Consider the following 23,047-nt stretch of genomic DNA (forward strand, 5'->3'; position numbering starts at 1 on the left):
GATGTACGACTCCCGAGCGAGTGATAGCAATGCTACCATGCTCTGCACGCTGAAAGTCCTTTGGTCAATATACGATCTCATAGTCTGTAGTAATTCTGTCGAGTGCCAGAGGGCGGAAATGCTCGTCAGCAAAGGCAATATGAATAGGGTGCTGCCGATAGCTGCTAATAGTGCTCTCGTCACGCAGATCAATCACGAAAGTATAGCTGTAGCGTGAGTTTTCGGTAACTGCCACCCCAAAGGAAATATGCAGAACACCGGGTATGCGCGAAAGTTCCTGGCGGGCTCGCTCTGCCATGCTCAGGCATTGCTCCCTGCCTACTCCTTCTGGCGTATTAAATACAATCAAATGTCTGATCATAGCTGCACCTGCCCTGCCCGCTCATTGGCAAGCTTCCACTGAGAGAGCACGTACTCGCGAGCGGCAGGTAGCGCAGCCTCAGAGAGATGTTCCAGGATAAATGGGCCATCGTACCTGGCCTGCAATAACAGATCCATAAAGAGAGGGTATTCAAGTAAGCCTTGCCCAGCAGGCAACCAGAAGAAATGGCCCGCTGGATCGGGTCGGCAATCCTCTACATGAACAAGCCCAATATATGGAGAGATGGCATGAAATGCCGCTGGCAGAAAGCTTGACTGCTCGTCAAGCGTACCTCTTGTCAACATGCCGGCCGGGTCGGCGACTATACGTACTTGATGGATATCTAAAGCTTCCACAAAACTGACTGCTCGTTGAGGCGTATTAATAATCGTCATAACATAGGGCTCTATACCAAGCAGCACTCCATAATCCTGGGCATAGGCTACGAGAGGCCGCACAGAGGCTATGAGATCATTCAAGGCTTGCTCAGTAGCATTAGCCGGATTCCAGTTCCATTCGTCTTGCGCATCATAGGTTCCCACTTCTGTACACAGCATAGGCGCACCTATGGCAGCGCTCAGCCTGATCAAGCCCTGAAAGCGAGTATGGATGGCCTGGCGAATTTGGGGATCGGGATGCGCAAGATTGCTATATCCGCCTACAGCAGCAATCTCTACCTTTGCCTGAGCAAAGGCTGCCTTGATACGACTGCAAATAGCCGGTGTAGGGTTATCCAGGTCAATGGGTAGCCCAGGAAAAGAATCAAGGACCACACATTGCAAGCCCAATTGGCGAATACGCAGGGCCAACTCCTCGATCGAGTCGGCCTTAATCCACTGCGTAAATACCCCCAATTTCATGCAAGTTACCTCCTTCAACTAGTGAATACCAAGTGCAACTTGTTTTTGCCGCCTGCGGAATCTGGGGAGAGAAAAGCTGGGACAGCCAGCTAGAGCGCCGCGCTTCAGTGGACGTGCGGTGCGAGTGCTAGATGGCAATGTCTCCGCTGGTTATCCCTTTCAACAAAAGTTGCACATCACGTTAGTCACATTAACTCAACAAGATAGCGGCAGCGATCTCCCCGAACCACCGATTGAGAGAGCTCCACGCGACGCCCATCGGCCAGCGAGCCAACACGCTCTAGATAGAGAGCTGGTGAGCCCCGGGGAACTTCAAGCATCTTTGACGCGAACTCATCGACGAGGATTGGCTCAAAGCTTTCCATTGCGCGGCCCAAACGCATGCCGTATTTGGCCTCCAGCAGGGCGTAGAGGGCCTGAGATCTGATGTCTTCTTCCGTGAGTCCAGGCACAAAGCATTCGGGCAGATAAGTTGTCTCTAGCATCAGAGGGTCCCCACCAGCCAGGCGCAGGCGCACCAGCTTGATCAGAGGCTCCTTTTCCCCCAGCCCGAAAACTTCGCAAGCGATAGATTTACGCAGCACCACCTCAAACACAAGTAAGCGGCTCTCAGGATGAAGCCCGCGTGCCGTCAGATCTTCGGTAAAGCTATAGAAGTTGCGCAATCTCCATTCAACCTTGGGTTTACAGACAAAGGTGCCACGTCCCTGTTGACGCGTGAGCAATCCCTCCTGTTCCAGTGAAGTGACTGCCTGGCGTACCGTGGCCCGGCTGACGTCAAAGTGCTGTCTAACCTCTACTTCGGAGGGAATGCGATCCCCTGGCTGCCAGGCGCCGCTACGGATCTGTTCACGCATAATCTCCTTGAGTTGCAAATAGAGTGGAACGCCGTTGCCAGGGTCGATTCCTTGCTCGCCAAATTTTATTTCTGATTCCATTGTTTTGCTACCTTGGTCTACAATAAATTGGTCCGTACGACCTTATGAATTGGTTGACGATTTTTATTATAACAGGAGATGGCTTGACTTTCAACTATGCTTGTCCGTATACTAAATGGCATGGATGTATCGTTCTACTCGTACGGACGACTCGTTATTTGTACTGACGATCTGGATAGAACATAGTCAAAAGTGAGGTCACTGATGATCTCTGGAAGAAGGCAAAAGATGAGCACAAGGCAAATTATTTCTCCAGGCCTGGTCAATCGACGCAAATTTCTTCAACTAACAGCTGCCGGCGGCGGCATGCTTATGTTAGCTGCCTGTGGTGGTTCAGGAGGAGCATCGGGGCATACAGAGATAATCTTCTGGTTGCCAGGTGGAACACAGACCTACTGCAATGCCCACAATACCATTGAGAAGGACTATCAGAAGCTTCATCCGAACATCCAGATGCCTCCCGTATTGTGCGGTACCGGTAAGCAGGACTATACGGAAGTGCTGCTTGCTCATATTGCTGCCGGCAATGCGCCTGATGCCACCTTGTATTGGGATAGCCCGGTCTCTTTGGGGGCGAGCGGAGCTGCCATGGATCTGACCTCAATGATGGCTAACTCCCAGCACGCCAAGATTGATAAATGGCCTGCGGGCGCACTGGCAAGCTGCCAGTTTAACGATAAGATCTACGGTTTGCCAATTACGGCCGGGGTCTTTAGCATGTGGTACAACGCAGAATGGTTTGAGCGGAAAGGAATCTCGGTAAAGCGTGAAGACTTTCCCAAGACCTGGGATGCATTACGTGCGCTCTCTAAAGAATTTACGACCTGGAAAGGTGACGAATTGCAGACCATAGGCTTTCCTGTACTGCATACCCCAGCGCAAGGAAGTGATCGATATAATCTCCCTATGTGGTCAGCGCTCAATGGCTCGCAGATTTATGACGCCGAGAACAAGAAATATACCATCGATTCCGAGGCCAACATTGCGATGATGGATTATTTTCTATCGTGGCTGAACGAAGAGTATCGCGGGGATGTTAATTATCTGCTACGCGCTAAAGTCATCTGGGATGCCTATCCTGATGCCCAGACAGGTCGAGCTCCGGCTTTCCAGACACAGAAGCAGGCCATGGTACTGCAAGGGAGCTGGATGGTAGGAGATTTTTATACCTGGACGGGCCCCTCATTTGAAAAATGGAATGTTGCCCCCTTACCGCTTGGTCCCGGTGGCACGAAGCAGATTTCCGGAGACTGGCCTAACTGGGCGGTTATCCCTAGAGGAGCCAAACATGCAGCAGAGGCCTTTCAATATCTTGACTATATGAGCGCTACTGGAGTGCGAACCTGGTTCAACGTTCTTCCCGACCTGCCGGCGAACGCAGACTTTTCCCATAGTATTTTACCTGATGGCTTGGTACAAAAGCGCGGTAAGGCATTTGCGCAAGAGATTATGGACTTCTTCTATCAGCAGCAGCAAATTGTCACCCCAATGTGGAACTCGCCGGTAGAAGGCTTTGCATCCGACCAGATCGGCACGGCTATTGCTCGCGTTATGACCAAGGCTGCCAAGCCTAAACAGGCCATGGCAGAGGCGCAGAAAGCTTGCCAGGATAAGTTGGATAGTGTACTGCGCAAAAAGTAGAGCCTTTTCTTGATATGAACGAAACAGAGAAAGGGGAACGAGTATCATGATAACGCTTTCCATGCGCCGCCGACCTATGAGCCTGCTACAACGCCGCGAGGCCAGGGCCGGGCTGCTCTTCGTGCTCCCGTGGCTCATCAGCTTGTTGCTATTTACCGTCTACCCTATCATCGCCACGGTCTTCTTCTCTTTCACTGACTACAATATTATTGAAGCGCCAAGATGGATCGGGTTAGAGAACTATCAGACGATGCTCACGGCCGACCCGGACTTCTGGAAATCAGTAGGCAATAGCGCTTATTATGCGCTGATCTCAGTCCCTCTAGGCCTTTTCTTTGCCCTGGCCCTGGCGTTGCTCCTCAATATACAGGCCAGAGGCATCGGCATCTATCGGACCATCTTCTATCTACCCACCCTTGTTCCTCCCGTGGCCAGTACGCTTATTTTTATGCTCATGTTTAATCCTAATAGTGGCGGCTTGATGAATACGCTGCTGGGCCTGATGGGAATCCAGCCACAGCCCTGGCTAAGCGATGCCAATCAAGCCAGGTCGGTACTGATTATTCTAAGTTTATGGAGCTTGGGAGCAGCAACACTCATCTTCCTGGCCGGACTAAAGGACGTCCCCTCAACACTACTGGAAGCGGCATCTATAGACGGAGCTGGAGCCTGGCGGCGCTTCTGGCATGTTACCTTGCCGCTACTCAGTCCAGTGCTTCTTTTCAATTTAGTGATGGGGGTCATCTCTTCCTTCCAGGTCTTTACGCAGGCGATGGTAATTGGAGGCACTACCGGAGATCCCCAGGGCTCAACCCTGATGTTTATGGTCATGATCTATCGGAGCGCATTTCGCTACTTTTCGATGGGCTATGCTTCAGCGCTGTCTGTGATACTCTTCCTGGCCGTGCTGCTAGTGACGCTATTGATCTTCTGGTCAGCACGTGTATGGGTATTTTATGAAGGAGGACGTGCATGACGCAGGTATACGAAAGGCAAGAAGTGCGTCTCCAAAAGAGTGTAGAGGTAAATGACAGGCAAGAACGCCCCAGAGGGCGGTTCCGCTTTCAAGCAATGGGGCGCCATCTGCTCCTCATAATCGTATCTTTAATCTTTTTTATGCCGTTCTATTGGATGTTGTCAGCAGCGTTTAAGGATGATGGTCAGATTTTTTCCACACCAATTAAGTGGTGGCCCGACCCCATACACTGGAATAGCTTGATCCAGGTGTGGAACGACCCCGGTTTTCCTTACCTGCAATTGTTGGGCAACAGTATCTTCTATGCGGGAATGGTTGCTCTTGGCACCGTCATCTCGTGCGCCGCAGCTGCCTACAGCCTGGCCCGCCTGCGTTATCCTGGCCGCAATGTACTCTTTGTTTTGACTGTAGCAACGCTGATGGTGCCGTCGATAGTAACCTTCATTCCAACCTATGTCCTCTTCAAGTACACGGGTCTGATAGGATCATATGCGCCATTGATCATTCCCGCCTTTCTGGGCAATGGCTTCTTCATATTTATGCTACGCCAGTTCTTTCTGACAATTCCCTGGGAGCTGTCGGAGGCGGCTAAGATGGATGGGGCCAGCGAGTTCCGCATCTTCTGGCAGATAATGCTACCTCTGGTCAGGCCCGCCCTCATCGTCGTCGCTGTATTTTCGATTCTCTATACCTGGCAGGATTTCTTCGGCCCGTTAATCTATCTCTCTGATACTTCACAGTATCCATTGTCGTTGGGGCTCTTTGCCTTTCAGGGGCAACGGGCAACTGACTGGCCGGCCTTGATGATGGGTTCGGTATTGACAATGCTGCCCTTGATTGTGATCTTTGCCTTCGCGCAGCGCTACTTCCTTGAAGGCATTACAATGACAGGTATGAAGGGATAAGCGAACTGTGAGTGAAGTGCAATTTAGAGCAGGGAAAAACTTGTTGCGCGGTCATTTTCATTATCCCGCTACCTCAGTAGCTCAGTTACCCGGTGTACTCATTATTCCGGGCTTTGCCGATACTGCTGTGGGACCACATAATATGCATTGTGCGCTGGCGCGCGCCTTAACAGAGGCGGGCCTGGCTGTATTGCGCTTCGATTACCACGGCCAGGGCGAAAGCGAAGGAGATTTCCGCGACTTTACTGCACAATCGGGATTGGGAGATGCGCGCGCAGCGCTTGAAGTTCTACGGATGCAAGCAGGTGTAGATGCTAAGAGACTCGGGGCGATCGGATTTAGCCTGGGAGCTGCATTGGCCTGCAGCCTGGCCGCCGAAGTAGCAAGCGTACAGGTGCTTACATTGCTTGCGCCTGTAGCTTATCCGCAGTCAGTGTTTCGGACATTTTTTTCTCCCCAGCATTTAGAGCAAGCTGAACTGTACGGCTGGATGGATTGGCACGGCTGGGCCGTGGGAGGTGAATATCTGCCCAGCCTGAGCACACTGGAGCCGCTGAAAGCTCTAAAATGCGCGCAAGCCGCAACGCTTGTCATGCAAGGAACTGAGGATATTGAGGTATTGCCCGAAAACGGAGAAGCTTATGCCGCCCATGGGGCAAGCATACACTGGCTGAAAGGAGGAGATCACCAATTTTCATCTGTATACCTGCAGGAGGAGATAATACAGAAAACTGTCTCCTGGTTTCAAGCGCATTGGAAATTGCCAAAATAGTGAAAGTATTGGAGGCCAGGCAGGCAATTGCCCGAGAGCCTTAACTCTTGCCATGGCAAATATGGGAAAAGAGGCCAGCGGGCTTGCTTCCTGCAGAATGCTGGACCCGTTGACCTGCTTTTCTTTTAACGGGCTATACTAAGAGTGTGTCCTAGCTAGAACAATGAGCCGATAGTTCAGAGAAAGGAGAGTTCAGCCGAAAGCACAACTCGAAAGGAACGAACCAAGATGTGTGAGCCAATCAAGCGAAAACGTTACCCGTCGGATCTGACCGATGCGCAATGGGAGCTGATCAAGCCGTTCATCCCAGCAGTCTCTGCCCAGGCCACAACGGCCCTTCACGAGCGACGAGAAATCGTCAATGCTATCCTCTATGTGTTGCGCACAGGCTGCTCATGGCGACAGATGCCGCACGACCTGCCCAATGGCAAAACGGCCCATCACTACTTCCGCATCTGGACGCAGGCGGGGATTTGGGAGCCCATCATGGCCCACCTGCGCCGACAGGTACGCACCCAGATGGGGCGGGACCCGGAACCCAGCGCTGCGATCATCGATAGCCAGTCGATCAAAACGGCTCCCGTGCCAGGAAGCGACAAGGGCTTCGACGCGGGGAAAAAAAATCTATGGGCGTAAACGCCACGTGCTCGTGGATACGCAGGGTTTCCTTCTGGCTGTCAAAGTGCATGCCGCCAACATCGTGGATCGCGTGGGGGCCAGGCTCTTGCTCAGCCAGTTGCCGCGCTCTTTCCCGCGTCTGTGCCACCTCTTTGCGGATAAGGGCTATACAGGACCATTGCTCGACTGGATTGCGCAGCGATTGCACTGGACCACAGAACTGGTGCCACAGGCTCACAATAGGTCCCATCAGCACTGGATCCTCGTGGACGGCCAACCGGTTCTGCTGCCCCGGCCCAAGACGGGTTTTCAGGTGCAAAGGAAACGATGGGTCGTCGAACGCAGCTTGGCCTGGTTCACCCGTTTCCGCCGCTTAGCTCGCGACTACGAAGGGCTCACCACCAGTTCAGAAGCCTTTCTTCAGCTCGCCTCGGTTCGGCTTATGCTTTCGCGCTTATCTCCTTTCCGCTACTGATTCTTGTGGTTAGGACACTCTCTAAGAAAGAGCGTGCATACCATCCAGGTATGGGTTTATGCTTTCGTACTCACTATAACCGCACCGGGGAGAGTGAACGTAATAATGCCATCATCGCTTATTCTGATGTGAAAGCGTGCTTGTATGGGAGAAGGAGCAGTAGTAAACATTTGCAGGATTTTCTTGACTTCTGCTTCTGGTGTACGCATGCGCCTGGTCCAGGTAGGTACATCCAATGGGATATCCCAACTGTGTGCAACGTAAGCTCCAGTCCAGCCAGATTGGCTCAGGAGGGCCAACCATTCCGAAATACGCAGATCGCGCACATGCGAAGGATCACGGAGAACCTCAAACGTATTGAGAAAGGTATCTTGCTCAGGTTCCTCGGGTGAGATGGTATCTACCAGTACCAGCCTGCCGCCTGGCTTAAGGACACGTCTCCATTCCTTAACAGCCTTTGCTACATCGGAGAAGTGGTGAGCGGCCTGGCGACATGTGACAACTTCAAAACTGTTATCGGCAAATGGTAGCGAGAGAGCGTTACCTTCGATAAAGCTAATATTATGAACCTGGCGTTCGCGAGCGAGCTGCTGGGCGTTTTGTAACATTGATGAAGTGAGATCGAGAGCTATAACCTCAGAGGCATATGGGGCGACTGCCAGTGCCGTATGGCCAGTTCCGGTGGCGACATCCAGAACGCGCTCTTTGCCTGTAAGAGCGGCGGCTTCGACGACCCAGGCTAGATCAGGGCCGCTGGCATGGACTGCGCTGGTTACGTAAGCGGAGGCGACAGGACCAAAACTATTTTGTACTTTACTGGGTACTTCGTCTTTGCTAGCTTGATGAGAAACATTTTGTTGCTCTGTATCTGACATGATCTTAGCTCCTTTCGCTGAGCCAGGTAAGAAAATAGAGATTCTCTATCTGAATGTTTCATAAAGTATAGTGCTCATCTTGTGAAAATGTCTAATACTTTTTTGGATAAGCAGTGATAACCAGGCGGTATCACTGAAGGGCAGGAACTATTGCCTGTTACAGCTAGGGAGAGGAGAAGTGACCCGAGTTCTTATAGCCATGAAGCGGATCACTTCCTATTTTCCAGGTGAGTTAGCCAACGATATCAGACAAGCGTTTTATCTGGTCCAGATGCGGAATGCAGGGCCAGAGGATAAGCTCGTCAGCTCCACTATTGCTAAAGCCCTGAACCGCCGAACGAATGGCTTCAGGACTGGATGGGAAAGACTTAGCCATCTGAGCGCCAGCCTGTCCATAATAGTTGACGATATAGTTCTCGATCTGTTCGGCAGCTTGAGGGCCAAGACTATAATAAATGCAAGCAACCAGCCGAGGTTTACCGGGCCTACCTGCCTTTTGCCAGACATCCTCCACCGAACGAAAGAGCTGTGCCGCCATTTCGGGAGCAACTCCTCCACTGAGAAACCCATCGCCCCAGCGAGCAAGGCGCCGGAACGCAGCCTGGGAGTATCCGCCAAGCAAGACCTCTGGACCCCCGTGCTGGACTGGAGCAGGTCCGATAGCACCAACCTGCTCGCTGAGAGGTTGGCCAGACCAGATATGTCTCATTTGTTCTAGCTGGTTATCGAAGCGTTTGCCGCGATCATGAAAAGCAGCTGATGCAGCGAGGAAGTCATCTTCGCGGGCCCCAACACCCAGGCCTAGAGTGAGGCGTCCGTTAGATAACGCATCAAGGCTGGCGGCTTGCTTCGCAAGTATACTTGTTTTGTGTATCGGAGCTAACAACACGGTTGTCATCAAGCGAATACGACTGGTGATGCCGGCAGCAGCGGCTAAAGTGATAAGTGGCTCGTAGTTAGGATATACCAGGCGATCGATGATCCCAAAACTAGAGAATGGGCCTTGTTCTGCAGCCCTGGTCCAGTCGAGTATGAGCTTACCAGATGTTCCAGGAATGGTAGCTGGTAGGCCAATGCCTATCTTGATTGCCATAATCTGCACTTCCTCCTCTGATCCTCTATCTACAACGATATTTAAAAGGGAAGCAGGCGCTAAAGATAACACGCGCTAGCTACGCGTAGCGTTGATAATCTATTTGGTTTAAGCAAGCAAGAAAAAGTCAACTAAGAGAGTCTGGAATCGCTCCACGCCTGGAGAGATGGTCTTTCAGCTCCTGATGATAAGCAAAGATTGCAGGAATGCCGCCTGAGTGGAGGAGCAAGATCTTTTGCCCTGCCGACCAGCGTCCAGAGGTGTGATGAGCCAGGAAACCTGCCATCATTTTTCCTGAATACACAGGATCGAGCAGAATGCCCTCGGTCTGGGCCATGAGCATGATAGCATCAAGGCTGGCCTCGGTTGGATCTCCGTATTCACGGCCAATGAACTCATCGTAGATTTCATATTGGCCGCGTGGAAGGGTCGAGTCACAGTCGAGCAAGCGGCTAAGCTCGGACCACCATTGCTCTACAGCCTTGTAGCAGTGCTCGCGTCGTTGGTTAACGCTGATGCCGATCAGGGGACAAGAAATGCCTTGAGCGCGTAATGAGAGCAACAGGGCGGTAAAAATGCCACCGGTGCCGAATGGTGCATAGATTGCATCGGGCTGTACTCTCTGTTCAGCAAGCTGTTGGCCTATTTCTAAGCCACAGCGAATGTAGCCAAGACAACTATGTGGGGTTGTTCCACTGACAGGAATATAGTAGGGTTTGCGGCCCTGGGCTCGCAGTTTCGCACATACTTGCTGGACGTGCTGCTCTAGATCCCAATGGTCAGAAGTTTGCACAAAATGTACCTGAGCGCCCATAAGATAGACAGTAAGTAAATTGCCTTGTAATTTCTGATACTGATCGCTACTCAGGATCACTTCACAGTGCAAACCAAGTTTACGAGCTGCAGCAGTAGTCAGGCGGGCATGATTGCTCTGCGCGCTACCGCAAGTAACCAGCGTGTCAGCTTCGCTGGCTAGTGCCTTCGCTAACTCATATTCCAGTTTACGAGGCTTATCTCCTCCCAGGGTAAGATCTGTGAGATCATCGCGTTTCATCCAGACTTGCAAGTTGAGATGCTTGCTCAAGATTGGCAATGATTGTAAAGGCGTTGGCAAACGCGTCAAAGAGACACGAGGATAACGTTCCAGCGCAAGTTCAAGGGAAGCAACCATGAAGCCCTCCTATGATATGGTTTCTCTAACAGCACAAATTGATATAGAGATATAGATCATTATGGCATATAGAAAAGTACATTTTGTTAATGGATGGTTGCTAATTGTCAGTGATTCCAAAGCCCCACTCTTATGAGCTCCTATAAAACAATAAAACTTGTTTAACTGCTACACTTTTGTAACAAGCAGGTAATATGTTGTCACACTTTTGTGACAACTTCTCTTTAGTATTTCTGTTAGAAACAGATACCTATGGGATAACTATCATAGTATCTATTTGCACTCTGAGAAACATTATAATGGATTTGAATCCTTACCAAATCAATAATGTTTTAGCTTTATTCGCATGGGATGAAAATTGAAAGGCTGTAGTCATTATGTATGATCGTCAAGACGTAGACTCCAAATTTAATCAACATTGCTTTCTTGCTCCTGTTAGCCCGGCGACTGACCGAGAAATTGCAGATCCATTACACGCCAATGCATGGCAGTTGGTTAAATATGGCCGAGATTGAACTGGCGGTTCTGGCTCGGCGAGCTCCCTCAGATCGCATGCCGATTATAGAAGTGGTGCAAGAGCGAGTGGTGAGGTGGCAGCACGACCGCAATCAGGCCAACACAGGCCCCTCCTGGCATTTTGCATAAGCCGATGCCCATATCAAACTGAAGCATCTCTATCCAACCGTCAAATGAAGGCGGTCAGTCCACGAGATGCAGTTATTCTTGCTGAAACAATCAGGAGACAGGTATATAATGCATCTACCAAGTATCAAGCTGTCCACGGCTATCATCACCACGCTGGTAGCCTTGTTCTTCACGGTCTCGCCATGTCTACCAACGACCAGGGCGCTGGCGCAGCACACTTCTCTTACTTCCACCACAACAGACCTCGCCAGCCTTGTAGATCCGTTCACGGGCACCGGCGTGCAGCCAGGAGCGCTCCTTGGCGGCGGGGATACCTTCCCGGGCGCGGATGTTCCATTTGGCATGGTCCAATGGAGCCCCGATACAGAGAGCTATACGCCGGGCGGTTACCAGTACAATGACAATCGCATAAAAGGTTTCAGTTTAACGCACCTCAGCGGGGCTGGCTGCAGCGTCTACAGTGATATTCCGTTCATGCCCTACGTAGGCGGCGTGACAGACTCGCCGGCCAGCAATCCTATGAAGTATATTTCGACCTTCTCGCACGCCAATGAGTCGGCTGTGGCAGGCTACTATAAAGTCAAGCTCGATAACGGTGTGACAACCGAGCTGACGGCGACGCAGAGGAGTGGCGCGGGGCGCTTCACCTACCCTGCAGGTCAGGCGGCGACGCTCATCGTCAATACCTCCGGCTCGATAAATGGCGTCGGCAATGCGCAGACGAATATCGGGGAAAATACCATTTCGGGCTGGGCAGCTAGTGGGGGTTTTGTGGCGCCAACAATCACTACCGCGTCTATTTCTGGGCGCAGTTCAGTCAGCCCTTCGCTACGGTTGGCACCTGGAAGAACGCTACCGTGACCAACGGCGGCCTGACCACCACGGCGCAGGCGCCAGGGAAGGCGCGCCCCGATGTCTCGGTCTCGGGCCCAGGCACTGGTGCGTTCGTGACCTTCAACACGAGCAGGAGCGCTGCCATCGGCGTGCGCGTCGGCCTTTCCTTCGTGAGCGTCAATAACGCGAAGGCCAATGTCAACCAGGAGGACGCGACAGCAGGCCAATCAGACCTGGAATCGCTATCTGGGTGAGATTCGGGTTGGCGGCGGCAGCGCGACACAGCTCAAGACTTTCTACACCGCCATGTATCATGTGCTTCTGCAGCCCAATGTCTTCTCCGACGTCAACGGCCAATATATCGGCTTCGACGCGCAGGTACATACGGTCGCCAGGGGCCACGAGCAGTACGCCAACTATTCAGGCTGGGACATTTACCGTTCAGAGGCGCAGATGCTCGCCTTCCTGGCTCCTAAAGAGGCCAGCGATGTTGTGCAGTCGATGCTCAACGATTATGAGCAGAGCGGCCTACTGCCCAAGTGGTCGCTGGCGAACGGTGAAACCTACACGATGGTTGGCGATCCGGCCGATTCGATCATCGCCGGCATCTATGCCTTCGGCGGCCGAGACTTTGATACGAAGGCCGCGCTGGCGGCGATGATCAACGAGGCCACAAAGACTAACAATAACCGCCCCGGCCTGGATTATCTCGATAAAGCTGGTTACCTGCCGATGAACGCGCGCTATGGCTGCTGCAACTTCTATGGTGCAGCCTCCACCTCCGCGACGCTTGAGTATAACAGCGCGGACTTCTCCATTGGCGCCTTCGCGCAGGCGTTCGGCGATACTGCCAACTATCAGAAGTTCGTGGCGCGGGCGCAGAATTGGGAGAATCTCTACAATCCCGCCGATAGCTACCTGGAGCCGCGCTTCCTCGATGGCTCTTTCCCCACTTCCTACAATCCGACCAGCGGCAGCGGTTGGGTTGAGAGCGATGGCGCACAGTACAGCTGGATGGTGCCCTTCAACCTGCGCGGCCTCTTTGATGCAATGGGCGGCAACAGCAAGGTCGTGCAGCGCCTCAACACCTTCTTCACACAGTTTAACGGCGGCCCGAATTCGCCCTATGCTTTCCTTGGCAATGAGCCGACGTTAGAGACGCCATGGGAGTACGATTTCGCCGGTGCTCCCTACCGGACGCAGCAGGTGGTGCGCCAGGTTGAGAATACGATCTGGTATCCCGGCCCCGAGGGCCTGGCCGGCAACGATGACCTTGGCGCGATGTCGTCATGGTACGTTTTCGCCGCGCTAGGCTTCTTCCCCGAGACGCCGGGTACCGCGGACGTGGTGCTGAGCAGTCCGCTCTTCCCGAGCATCACCGTGCATCGTCCGAGTGGACAGATCTTCCAGATCAACGCGCCGGGCGCCTCGTCCAACATGTACTACATCCAGAACCTCAAGGTGAACGGCCAGGCGAGCAAGAAGCCCTGGTTGCCGGGCTCCTTCATCGCAAAGGGGGGCACGCTCGACTTCACTCTCGGCAGTTCGGCGAACACTACCTGGGGAGCTAGCCCTAATGATGCACCTCCGTCGTATCAGTATGGCCAGTCACCGGTGCGCATCTCCTTCAAGTCGAGCCGCGCCGTGGTCGCGCCCGGCGGGTCAACCCAGGTAAGCGTCATTGCGCAGAGTATCACCAACAGCACGACAATTGTGAACTGGAGCGCAACGGTTCCCTCTGGTTTCACGCTCAGGCCTGCTTCGGGGAGCCTCTCGGTTCCGGCCTATGGGTCGGCCAGCCAAACCTTCACGGTCTCGGCGGGTTCGAGCATGGCGCAGGATTACTATGACATCAGCTTCTCGGCTCAGAGAGCTGGCGGGCCACAATTACCGTCGTTCTCGCTGCCTGTCGTCGTGGCGCAGCCGGGCGATCTGCTCGCGTTCTACAACAACATGGGCATCTCGAACGACAACAATACGAGTGTGGCAGACTATGACGACTATGGGTCCAGCTATTCGGCTCAGGCGCTGGCAAAAAACGGCTATACGCCAGGGGCTACGGTGAAGGTCAACGGGATCAGCTATACCTGGCCAAACGTGCCGGCGGCCACCTATGACAACATCGCGGTCTTCGGGCAAACCATGCAGACACCGCGCGCTAAAGCCGGGGCCACGCATCTCACCTTCCTGGGCAGTGCGATAAATGGCAATACGCAGGGAACCATCACCATCACCTATATCGATGGCAGCACCCAGACCGCCCAACTCGGCCTCAGCGACTGGACCCTGGGCACGAACCAGAATCTCGTTGCCTATAACAACGTGGTAGCTACTCAGATGAGCTACCACAATAGTGTAGACGGCACGCCACAGCAGGTCACAACCTACATCTTCGCGACCGCACCGATCACGCTCACCAGGGGCAAGAAAGTCGCCAGCATTACACTGCCGCGCACGGTCAGCGGAGGAACTTTGCACATCTTCGCGCTCGCCATCTCCTGATGGTGTCTTGACGAGCAGGCCCGGCGGTCGGAGCAACATCTCGATCACCGGGCCTTAAACCTTCAGTCATCAACCCTCGTGTAACACACTCTTCATAATAAGATCCCGAGGGATTTCAACGGTATCGGATTTGGCAGCCAACAGATAAGAAAGTGCCACGGGCCAAAGATACTAATATCTTTCGTTTTTTTCTAGCGATTTGTTAGAGTCGAGATGAGAGGTTAACACTCACGCCAGGTTCTCTAGAAGTGCGTAGGGCGTAAAGCCGGTTGTGAAGTAGCAGGCCAGGCAAGCTGCCTTGCGGGATGACAGATTGATGACAAAATACACAGTGCAGATTCACCTTATTGTCATGCATGAAAGCTACACTATGGCTACACCGACAAAGATCTGGGGATAGAGAGTCGGAGGCACGGTTGCGCAATCGCAAAGAGCAAGCCATGGGTCCGCAGCTTGCTAGGTAGATATATTCTTGCGCATGAAAAAAGGAGTTTCTATGCTTGCAGCACGTATTATTAGTATCATCGCTGGCATTGCCGGCCTTGGAGCACTTGCACTCGGATTGGCCTATTGGTTTGCACAAATAAACTTAATTCCTTTTCATATGCTCTTTGGGCTCATCGTTACTCTCACTCTGTTGATCCTGGCTATCTTGGCACTTTTTAATAAAGAGTTGAGGCTGTTAGGAATTGTGGGCGTTGTTTATGCGCTCATCGTTCCTGCCTTGGGACTTACGCAGACCGGTCTTCTGACTGGCAATTTGCATTGGATAATCCGCAGTGTGCATTTACTGGTTGGCCTTGGGGCCCTTGCACTTATCGGACTAATCAGCATGCGCTACATAGCACTTAAGCAAACGAAAGCCAGAGTTGCTGAGCGAGCGCAGGTCGTAAGATAGGCGGAAAGGAATATTCTGGAGAACCTTTTCCATCTCTCTTTCTGTAAAATAACCGAACAAATGGATCTTCCCTCAACGTTACTGAGTATGGGATGTTGAGGGAAGAATACTTTATGAAGTCTCTAAGTTTTAAAGCTTAAATAGGATGGTTTCGCGATAGCTAGGCGCGATGCAGAATTCTTTGAGAGGGAAACGCACGAAATCCCTGCTCTTCATAAAATGGAACAAGTTCAGCCTGGCAAAACAATGTAATGGTCTTGATATGGGAAAGAGTTTCGACTAGCCTTGAAAGCAAGAGACTTCCCACGCCTTTCTGCTGATAATTTGGATGAACCATTACGTCTTCGATATAGGCATGGAAATAACCATCAGAAATAACGCGGGCGAAACCAATGAGAGCATTCTCATCCCAGGCTCCTATAGCAGCATCGCGGTCCAAAACATGGCTTATCTGCTCTTCCGTACGCTCGGGCCACCAACCGATGCTTGCATAGAGTGAGTGCACGGCTTGAGGATTTATAGGTCGCTCTTGATGAAGAGATATCCTGATATTTGACATGTTTGCCCTTCCCTTTATATACACTATATGCTTTCCCTACTTCACAGATCAACTTCCGTTGCCTCGGCGCAGGGTTATTTAATTTTCCTGTTTTGCCCCACCCAGCCGCCCGAGAAGAAGGGAAAATGGGGCACGCCCCATGCCCCGGCAGAGGACTGGCTGTCCTCTGCACTCCTGCTTCTCTAAAAACTAAATAGCCCTGGCCTCGGCGAGCGAGTCGAGCATGCAGTAGGCCAGGGCCAGCAAGCGGGGACGCTGCGCCTCAAAGCAGTGAGCCAAAGTGGTGTCGGTCTTCATCGGTCACATTTCCTCATTTCGGGTTGTCATTCTTATGACAAAGGAAACCACGCGGATATGACAGGGCGGCACACTCCCGTCTTTACGCCGTCTGGGCTGCCTCTCAACTCTCGTTGAGAGGATCATGCCCTCGCAACCAGAGACTACCGTCTGGCAAAACAAATGGACGCACAAGTCCAGCAGTATTCCGGCTGACGGGAGGCGGTCTTAGAAAGGAAAGAATACATATTATGGATGCTCATATCTTCGCCGAATGGACTAGTCGTATCGTGGGGGAAGTAGCTGGGCCAGGAGGAATGAGACGATGAAAATTGAAGGTTTGTCCCGAGAGGGGCTGAGTCGCTTGCACAAGAGTATGACGGGCTATGTGGAGCGCGGTGAGGTACCTGGCATTCTCACGCTAGTGAGCCGACATGGCGAGGTCTCTGTCGATGCTGTGGGCAAAAAGGCGTTCGATGGTCCTGATCCAATGCGGCGCGACACGATCTTCCGCATCGCTTCCATGAGCAAACCTATCACAGCGGCGGCGACGATGATCCTGGTAGAGGAAGGCAAACTACGCCTTTCCGATGCTGTGGAGAAATGGCTGCCTGAACTGGCCAACCGCAAGGTGCTCAAGCGCATCGATGCTCCACTCGATGAGACGGTACCCGCGCAGCGTCCGATCACCGTGCGCGACCTGCTCACCTTTACCATGGGCTTCGGATTGCTGTTGACGCCGACAGGAGAGCCTCCGATCCTGAAGGCTGCCAACGAGCTACAGATCGGGATAGTGCCGTCCTACCACCAGACAAAGCCCAATCCTGAGGAGTGGCTACGCCGCCTGGGTACGCTACCACTCATGGCCCAACCCGGCGAGAGGTGGCTCTACGGCATAGGGTCCGACGTTTTGAGTGTACTGATCGCGCGCATCTGCGGTCAGCCGCTGGAGACTTTCCTGCGCGAGCGTATCTTCGAGCCACTGGGGATGAAAGATACTGGCTTCAGCGTTCCGGCTGACAAGCTCGACCGATTGGCGAGCTGCTACTTTCCCAATCCGGCGACCGGGACCCTTGAACTCTTTGACGGCTCCCACCAGAGCCGCTGGGGCCGCCCTCCCACCTTTCCATCTGGAGCCAATGGGCTGGTCTCGACCCTCGACGATTACCTGGCCTTTGGGCAGATGCTGCTCTCGGAGGGAAAACATGGTAGTGAGCGCATCCTCTCGCGGCTCTCGGTCGAGGCGATGACCACCGATCAGTTGACGCCCGCACAGAAAGCTGTCTCCAGCCCTCCGCTTCCCGGCTTCTTTGAGACGTATGGCTGGGGATTTGGGGTCTCGGTGGTAACCAGGCGTGACGACCTGGCCTCGGTTCCCGGCCGCTACGGCTGGGATGGTGGCCTGGGCACCTCCTGGTTTTCCGACCCTAAAGAGGATTTGATTGGTATTGTGCTCACGCAGCGCCTCTTCCCGCTCGACCTCTACCGCGATTTCTGGACCCTGGCCTATCAGGCCATCGCTGATTGAAGAAGCGCCAACTGAAAGGGATCGGCTGCATCGGTTATCTGGCACTCTCAACCATCTCGTTTCATTACTGGCAAGTTCGGGCCGCCTCACGCATACCGGCGGCCCGAACTTGCGTCCCGGTGGCTTCGTTCTTCTCGCTGATCTCGCCTTACCTACCTGGCTTGCATGGCTTCACCCATGTATACATTTTCACAGTGCAGTGCAGATGCGTGTGCTTTTTGAACAGGCAGGCTTGGATGTATGGCGCAACCAACTACTGTTTCGCGCTTAGTGTGTATCACCTACCAGCGGTACCAGGCCAGCCAGGATTGACGCCGAGGCGAATGAGCGAAAAGTCCGACTCTTTCGTGAGAAGGGCAGGGCTGAAGGTGTCGCATACAATCTCTTCAGTTGAGTTATGAGATGTGCCGAGAGGGTGAGGCGCCTGGGGCATCTTCTTTGCTCCAATACTCCCAGGAACGCTTTTTCTTGTGATACTTTCCCTGCAAATGCCGTAAGAATACTTGATGAGAAAAGTCGAAGGCATCGAGAAGCTGAAAGACCCTTTGCAATACTCGCCAGAGATGATAGGAGTTTCATACATGGATAGTATAGAAATAGGTTCTTTTGGAGAGCTTCTGCGAGCCTATCGTAAGAAGAGACATATGAAGCAGCAAGTGTTGGCTGCTCAGCTAGGGGTTCATTACAACACTATCAGTAAGTGGGAACGAGGACTGTGCCTACCCGATAGTAAAGGCATGGTCATTGAACTGGCAAAATTATTGTGGCTAAATGAGCGTGAAACGCGTTTGTTGTTGGAAGCAAGTCTGACGGCTCTCTCTCCTTACTGGCTTGTCCCCTACCAGCGCAACCCGTTTTTTGCTGGACGGCGAGAGCTAGTAGATAAACTCCATAACTTGCTTAATGCAAAGGCCAAGAAAGTAGCCCGGCCTTGTGCGTTGACTGGCTTAGGAGGTATTGGAAAAACTCAACTTGCTCTGGAGTACGCCTACCGATATGCCAATGAGTACCATGCTGTTTTCTGGGTAGCTGCCGAGACCCAGGAGAGCATTCTTAGCAGTTTTCTCGCCATTGCAAATCTGCTTCGGCTCGCTGAAAGCGAAGAAAAGGATCAGCTCAGGACCTTACAGGCAGTTCTACGCTGGTTGAGTACGCATAAAGAATGGCTGCTGATCTTTGATAATGTAGAAGATCTGGCGTTACTCAAACAGTATTTTCCAACGGCCAGGCAAGGAGCAATTATTCTTACGACTCGTCTGCATGGGATGGAAGGATTGGCTTACCCATTGAACCTGTCAGCGTTATCCGCTAAGGAAGGGTTCCATTTTCTTCTTTTGCGTTCCGGGCTGCTTGATACGCTTGAAGCTGATAGTGAGTATGCTAAACGAACACAGACAATTGCCAACTTATTAGTCCAGGATATGGAGGGCTTACCACTGGCACTGGATCAAGCCGGGGCCTATATTGAGTTTACAAAATGTAGTCTTGCCGACTATAGAGGCATGTTTCAGAGTGATCGCATCAAACTTTTGAATGAACGCTCTGAACTGGCGGCTCACCCCCTATCGGTGGTAAAAACCTTTCTGCTCTCCTTTGAGCAGCTCACGCGTGTGAATGCAGTTGCCGCCGAACTGCTAAAGATTTGTGCGTTGCTGGCACCCGAAGCCATTCCGGAGGAGTTCTTCACGCAAGGAGGCCCACATCTTAGCTCACAGTTAGCAGAGGTAACCCAGGACCCCTATTTATTCAATCAGATGATAGGGGCTATATTAAGCTACTCTCTCCTAACACGGCAGCAACAAAGCCATACTTTTTCGATGCATCGTCTCGTACAGGCCGTACTTAGAGAAACCATGTCCGGTGAGGAGCAGAAGCAATGGCAAGAGAATATTCTTGTTGCGCTAGAAGCAATCTTTCCTATGACTACTGGTACCGGATCAGACTGCGGGCGACTGATTTCTCAGGCCTTTGCCTGTGTGCATGCTTGTAGCACCTGGCAATATTCGAGCCTGATACTAGCTTCATTGCTGTATAAAATGGCAGATTACTTGCGCTCTCGCGCTGATTATGGGCAGGCTGAAACGCTCTATAAGCAGGCTCTAGAGATGAGGGAAGAAAAATTAGGAGCACATCACCTGGACATGGCTCCTCTGCTCTGTGACCTGGGGAATCTTTACCGAGAGCAGGGAAAATATGAGCGAGCAGAGAAGCTTTACCAGCAAGCCTTAGAGATACAGAGGCAAGAGCCAGGCGTCCAGCAGCTTAAAATAGCCAGCTCGCTCAAAGCGTTAGCAAATCTGTATAGGAGACAAGGGAAATTTAAACAAGCGGGGCATGTTTACCAGCAAGTTCTGGAGATTCAGGAGCAGGCATTAGGACCTGATCATCTTGAGACGGCCTGTGTACACAATGGTCTGGCAATTGTCAATTGTAATCAAGGGAATTATCAGAGAGCCGAACAGTTTTCCCAATATGCTCTACGCGTTCTTGAGGGAGCGCTGGGGAGCAAACATCCCGACGTAGCATCGGCTCTCAATAATCAGGCTATTGTCTATTATGAGCAGGGGAAGTATGAACAAGCGGAGGAGCTTTACCAACGTTCCCGAAGTATCCGTGAAGAGGTGCTGGGATTAGACCATCCAGACACAATAGCTTCGATCAGCAATCTGGCTGGGCTCTATTGTGAGCAAGGAAAGTATGCTCAGGCCGAAGAACTCTCGCTGCACGCCCGGAGCCAGTGGGTGCAAGCCCTGGGTGCAGATCATCCAGATACTGCTTATCCTCTCCTCAATCTAGCAAGAATCGCGCATGGGAGAGGCAATTATGAGCAGGCAGAGGCTCTCTACAAACAAACGCTCGAAATTTGGGAGCGAACGCTAGGAACCGAGCATCCCGATGTGGCGGAAGCGTTGAACTACCTGGCGAATCTCTATTATCAACGAGATGAATACCAGCAAGCAGAAGTTCTCTATCAACGAGCGCTATTCATTCGCGAGGTACATCTTCCACCACGCCATCTGCTAATAGCACAAACGCTCTACGATTTTGCTATGTTAAGGCAGGCCCAGAGCAGAAACGAGGAAGCGCTAGCCCTCTATCAACGAGCATTAGATATCCGCCAGGAGATCGTAGGCTGGCATGATCCTAGAACCAATGAAGTTTGTAAGCGTATACGCATCTTGCAAGGCAAAAGTCAGGAAGAATAAAGCATCTCAGCGATTCCTCGTCTGACCAGAAATTGAAGAGAGTAGGAGTATGACTTCTACTCTCTTTGTATTTAGTTGGAAGGGATAGATGTGCTATTGAACAAAGAATACCTAATGAAGGAATAAGAAACTTATTCACATAAGAAGTGTGAATAGAATTACGTATATTTGACATATCTGCGCCTCCCCTTTTATGTACACATGCTTTCCCTTCTTCACTGGTCAACTACTGTGCGAAACCCTGGAGGGATCTATGAGTGGCTGAATGCCTGGCACAAATGTCTCCAATAAACCAGCATGGCCAATCTCCTCTCTGGCTGAGCAGATTCAAGCCGCTTATCACCTCATCGAAGATGCTATGACGGCTCTCATCTGTACGTCAAGTAGTGCGAGCAGGAGCTTGGCTGTTCAGACAAGCGGGCTGCTCGCTTAATGCGGAGATTGGGATTGATGGTTCGTCGTGCTTGCCATTGTACATGGACGTACATGATATGACGAGCGCGCATGGGTCATACAACCAGGATTCCACGGCTCCATGTCCCTACGGGATGTTGCAACTTAGCTATCTCCAAATCCGCTAAATATGCGGCGCTTCAGAGGCGGTACTGCATTTAGAAATCTAAAAGCAACCCTGGTCATAGCCAGAGGCAACGGCTTCTCTAGCGATGCTGTCTGTTCAAGAGTCTTTTTAGAACTGAGTACAGCAGCGAATCCATACTGGAGCATCTCGACTTCATAGTTATGAATAGCCTGCTGGAGCGGCATTTTGCCACGATGGGCGGCGATCAGGTTGCGACCGAGCAGTGCAGAGTCGCGCAGGGCTGTATTCGCCCCAATACCACGGGCCGGAGTCATGCTATGAATAGCATCGCCGAGCAGAGTGACCAGTTTTGTTTGCCAATGTTCAATGGGCAACGAGGTTTGTATTGGCGTAAAGAGCACTGTTGATGGGTCAGCTTCGCGTATGAGTTGCTGGAGCAGTGGATGCCAAGCAGTGGCCATCTTCAGCACAACTTGTTTAAGGTCTTCTCCATCCATAGTTTTCAGATCTTTTTGTGTTGGTAGCTTCACCTGGCGCGCGATAAATCCCCAGCCGATGAAATCGCTGGTATCGCTGAGCAGCAAGTTAGGATGTACTTTGATAACCTCCCCTATCTCCTCAATCTCACCCGGCTTGTGTTGAAACTCCTGGACTGCAATGAACATGCTATATCCGTTTGGTCCAATGACAGAGGCTGGACCAACAAACAATCGCTGGGGGAGTAGATGTCTGATATCATCTGTCAATAGGGTCTTGCCCTGAATGGCACAAATGCCTGTGTCGATACGCCGGGCTTGCGGGAGAAATTGCTTACGCACCCGCGAATTACTTCCGTCAGCCCCAACTAGAACATCACAGATTGTGGAAGTTCCATCCTCGAAGAAGACCGCGAATTTGCCATCGGACGTCTCTTCATAGTGCGTGAATTGTTTGTTGAAGTGAACTCTTTCTTCCAGGCCTGCCAGCAGTATCTGCCGCAGCGTGAAGCGACTCACAGATTTATGGCTCTCAACGGGATCTTCTTCAGAGATGAAGCCCGGATCATCAGGCCCGATGAAAAGTAATTCCTTCAGTTGCTCTGAGAGAAAGTTAAAGCCTTGACCAGATTTCCCGCAAGTCGCGAGAAAGATTTCGTAGAGGCGTGGTGGTAAACTTTCGTGGAGAGCTCGGCTTCCACTGGGATTGATGTGGATACGATATCCCTGTAAACGCGACGTGCGCGACTGATCCCGCTCATAGACTGAGACACTGACCCCGGCTTGTTTCAGTTTCTGGGCCAGACAAAGACCTCCAATGCCACCCCCAATAATAATCACATGAAACGGTTGAGTTGTCATCTTGATAGTTCCTTTAAAAATGCTATAGAGAAGGTT

At 52.0% G+C, this 23,047-nt stretch carries 18 protein-coding genes and 1 pseudogene; 11 read left to right on the top strand and 8 right to left on the bottom strand.

All coding sequences use genetic code 11. The annotated features are described in order from the left end of the window. Positions 1-64: 64 nt before the first annotated feature. The 3 genes from EPA93_RS14475 to EPA93_RS14485 all read right to left on the bottom strand — a co-directional run bounded on the left by EPA93_RS14475 (position 65) and on the right by EPA93_RS14485 (position 2,159). Positions 65-361 (bottom strand): Dabb family protein, encoded by a 297-nt coding sequence (locus tag EPA93_RS14475; protein ID WP_129888204.1) that lies wholly within the window; start codon positions 359-361, stop codon positions 65-67. Continuing rightward, entirely contained in the window at positions 358-1,221 is an 864-nt protein-coding gene (locus EPA93_RS14480) for a sugar phosphate isomerase/epimerase family protein (RefSeq protein WP_129888205.1), read from the bottom strand. Before EPA93_RS14480 ends, EPA93_RS14475 begins: the two co-directional genes overlap by 4 nt. Before the next feature lie 185 nt (positions 1,222-1,406). Continuing rightward, complete coding sequence (locus EPA93_RS14485; protein ID WP_129888206.1) at positions 1,407-2,159, bottom strand: GntR family transcriptional regulator; 753 nt, start codon at positions 2,157-2,159, stop codon at positions 1,407-1,409. Between the two features lie 228 nt (positions 2,160-2,387). Between EPA93_RS14485 and EPA93_RS14490 the strand changes: the two genes are divergently transcribed. From EPA93_RS14490 to EPA93_RS14510, 5 genes are all read left to right on the top strand, one after another. Further along, complete coding sequence (locus EPA93_RS14490; protein ID WP_165423106.1) at positions 2,388-3,800, top strand: ABC transporter substrate-binding protein; 1,413 nt, start codon at positions 2,388-2,390, stop codon at positions 3,798-3,800. A 46-nt stretch (positions 3,801-3,846) separates the two neighbouring features. Beyond that, positions 3,847-4,776, top strand: a complete 930-nt coding sequence (locus tag EPA93_RS14495) for a carbohydrate ABC transporter permease (protein WP_207229545.1) — start codon at positions 3,847-3,849, stop codon at positions 4,774-4,776. Then, the gene (locus tag EPA93_RS14500) at positions 4,773-5,681 is read left to right on the top strand and encodes a carbohydrate ABC transporter permease (RefSeq protein ID WP_129888208.1); all 909 of its coding nucleotides are present in this window, start codon (positions 4,773-4,775) and stop codon (positions 5,679-5,681) included. Before EPA93_RS14495 ends, EPA93_RS14500 begins: the two co-directional genes overlap by 4 nt. A 7-nt stretch (positions 5,682-5,688) precedes the next feature. Then, positions 5,689-6,453, top strand: a complete 765-nt coding sequence (locus EPA93_RS14505; RefSeq protein ID WP_129888209.1) for an alpha/beta hydrolase — start codon at positions 5,689-5,691, stop codon at positions 6,451-6,453. 228 nt (positions 6,454-6,681) lie between these two features. Continuing rightward, positions 6,682-7,546, top strand: a protein-coding gene (locus tag EPA93_RS14510) for an IS5 family transposase (RefSeq protein WP_242527276.1) whose coding sequence is annotated in 2 segments (ribosomal slippage) — positions 6,682-7,065 and positions 7,067-7,546 — 864 coding nt in all. Because the reading frame shifts where the segments join, the coding sequence is not laid out codon by codon here. Between the two features lie 56 nt (positions 7,547-7,602). On the opposite strand, the gene EPA93_RS14515 is transcribed toward EPA93_RS14510, so the two are convergent. From EPA93_RS14515 to EPA93_RS14525, 3 genes are all read right to left on the bottom strand, one after another. Next, positions 7,603-8,421 (bottom strand): class I SAM-dependent methyltransferase, encoded by an 819-nt coding sequence (locus tag EPA93_RS14515; RefSeq protein WP_129888210.1) that lies wholly within the window; start codon positions 8,419-8,421, stop codon positions 7,603-7,605. 232 nt (positions 8,422-8,653) lie between these two features. Then, complete coding sequence (locus EPA93_RS14520) at positions 8,654-9,514, bottom strand: LLM class flavin-dependent oxidoreductase (RefSeq protein ID WP_207229546.1); 861 nt, start codon at positions 9,512-9,514, stop codon at positions 8,654-8,656. A gap of 127 nt (positions 9,515-9,641) precedes the next feature. Continuing rightward, a complete protein-coding gene (locus EPA93_RS14525; protein WP_129888211.1) occupies positions 9,642-10,685 on the bottom strand; it encodes a 1-aminocyclopropane-1-carboxylate deaminase/D-cysteine desulfhydrase in 1,044 nt (347 codons plus the stop codon). A 501-nt stretch (positions 10,686-11,186) separates the two neighbouring features. Here EPA93_RS14525 and EPA93_RS48375 point away from each other — a divergent pair. From EPA93_RS48375 to EPA93_RS14535, 4 genes and pseudogenes are all read left to right on the top strand, one after another. After that, positions 11,187-11,330, top strand: coding sequence for a hypothetical protein (locus tag EPA93_RS48375; RefSeq protein ID WP_165423107.1), 144 nt, complete (start codon positions 11,187-11,189; stop codon positions 11,328-11,330). Positions 11,331-11,438: 108 nt separating this feature from the next. Continuing rightward, positions 11,439-12,418: pseudogene (locus EPA93_RS49060) on the top strand (hypothetical protein). Next, positions 12,360-14,666 (top strand): GH92 family glycosyl hydrolase, encoded by a 2,307-nt coding sequence (locus tag EPA93_RS14530; protein ID WP_207229548.1) that lies wholly within the window; start codon positions 12,360-12,362, stop codon positions 14,664-14,666. Before EPA93_RS49060 ends, EPA93_RS14530 begins: the two are co-directional and overlap by 59 nt. 496 nt (positions 14,667-15,162) lie before the next feature. Continuing rightward, positions 15,163-15,564, top strand: coding sequence for a hypothetical protein (locus tag EPA93_RS14535; protein ID WP_129888212.1), 402 nt, complete (start codon positions 15,163-15,165; stop codon positions 15,562-15,564). Positions 15,565-15,724: 160 nt separating this feature from the next. On the opposite strand, the gene EPA93_RS14540 is transcribed toward EPA93_RS14535, so the two are convergent. Beyond that, positions 15,725-16,123: a GNAT family N-acetyltransferase gene (locus tag EPA93_RS14540; RefSeq protein ID WP_129888213.1), complete on the bottom strand. Its 399-nt coding sequence runs from the start codon at positions 16,121-16,123 to the stop codon at positions 15,725-15,727. 601 nt (positions 16,124-16,724) lie between these two features. Here EPA93_RS14540 and EPA93_RS14545 point away from each other — a divergent pair. Further along, complete coding sequence (locus EPA93_RS14545) at positions 16,725-17,927, top strand: serine hydrolase domain-containing protein (RefSeq protein WP_129888214.1); 1,203 nt, start codon at positions 16,725-16,727, stop codon at positions 17,925-17,927. A gap of 581 nt (positions 17,928-18,508) precedes the next feature. Then, entirely contained in the window at positions 18,509-21,133 is a 2,625-nt protein-coding gene (gene fxsT / locus EPA93_RS14550) for an FxSxx-COOH system tetratricopeptide repeat protein (RefSeq protein WP_277988890.1), read from the top strand. Positions 21,134-21,691: 558 nt separating this feature from the next. Here the strand turns inward: fxsT and EPA93_RS14555 are convergent. Further along, the gene (locus EPA93_RS14555; RefSeq protein ID WP_129888216.1) at positions 21,692-23,011 is read right to left on the bottom strand and encodes an FAD-dependent oxidoreductase; all 1,320 of its coding nucleotides are present in this window, start codon (positions 23,009-23,011) and stop codon (positions 21,692-21,694) included. Between the last annotated feature and the right edge of the window lie 36 nt (positions 23,012-23,047).

Origin of the sequence: Ktedonosporobacter rubrisoli (genome assembly GCF_004208415.1) — a bacterium.
Taxonomy (GTDB): Bacteria; Chloroflexota; Ktedonobacteria; order Ktedonobacterales; family Ktedonobacteraceae; genus Ktedonosporobacter; species Ktedonosporobacter rubrisoli.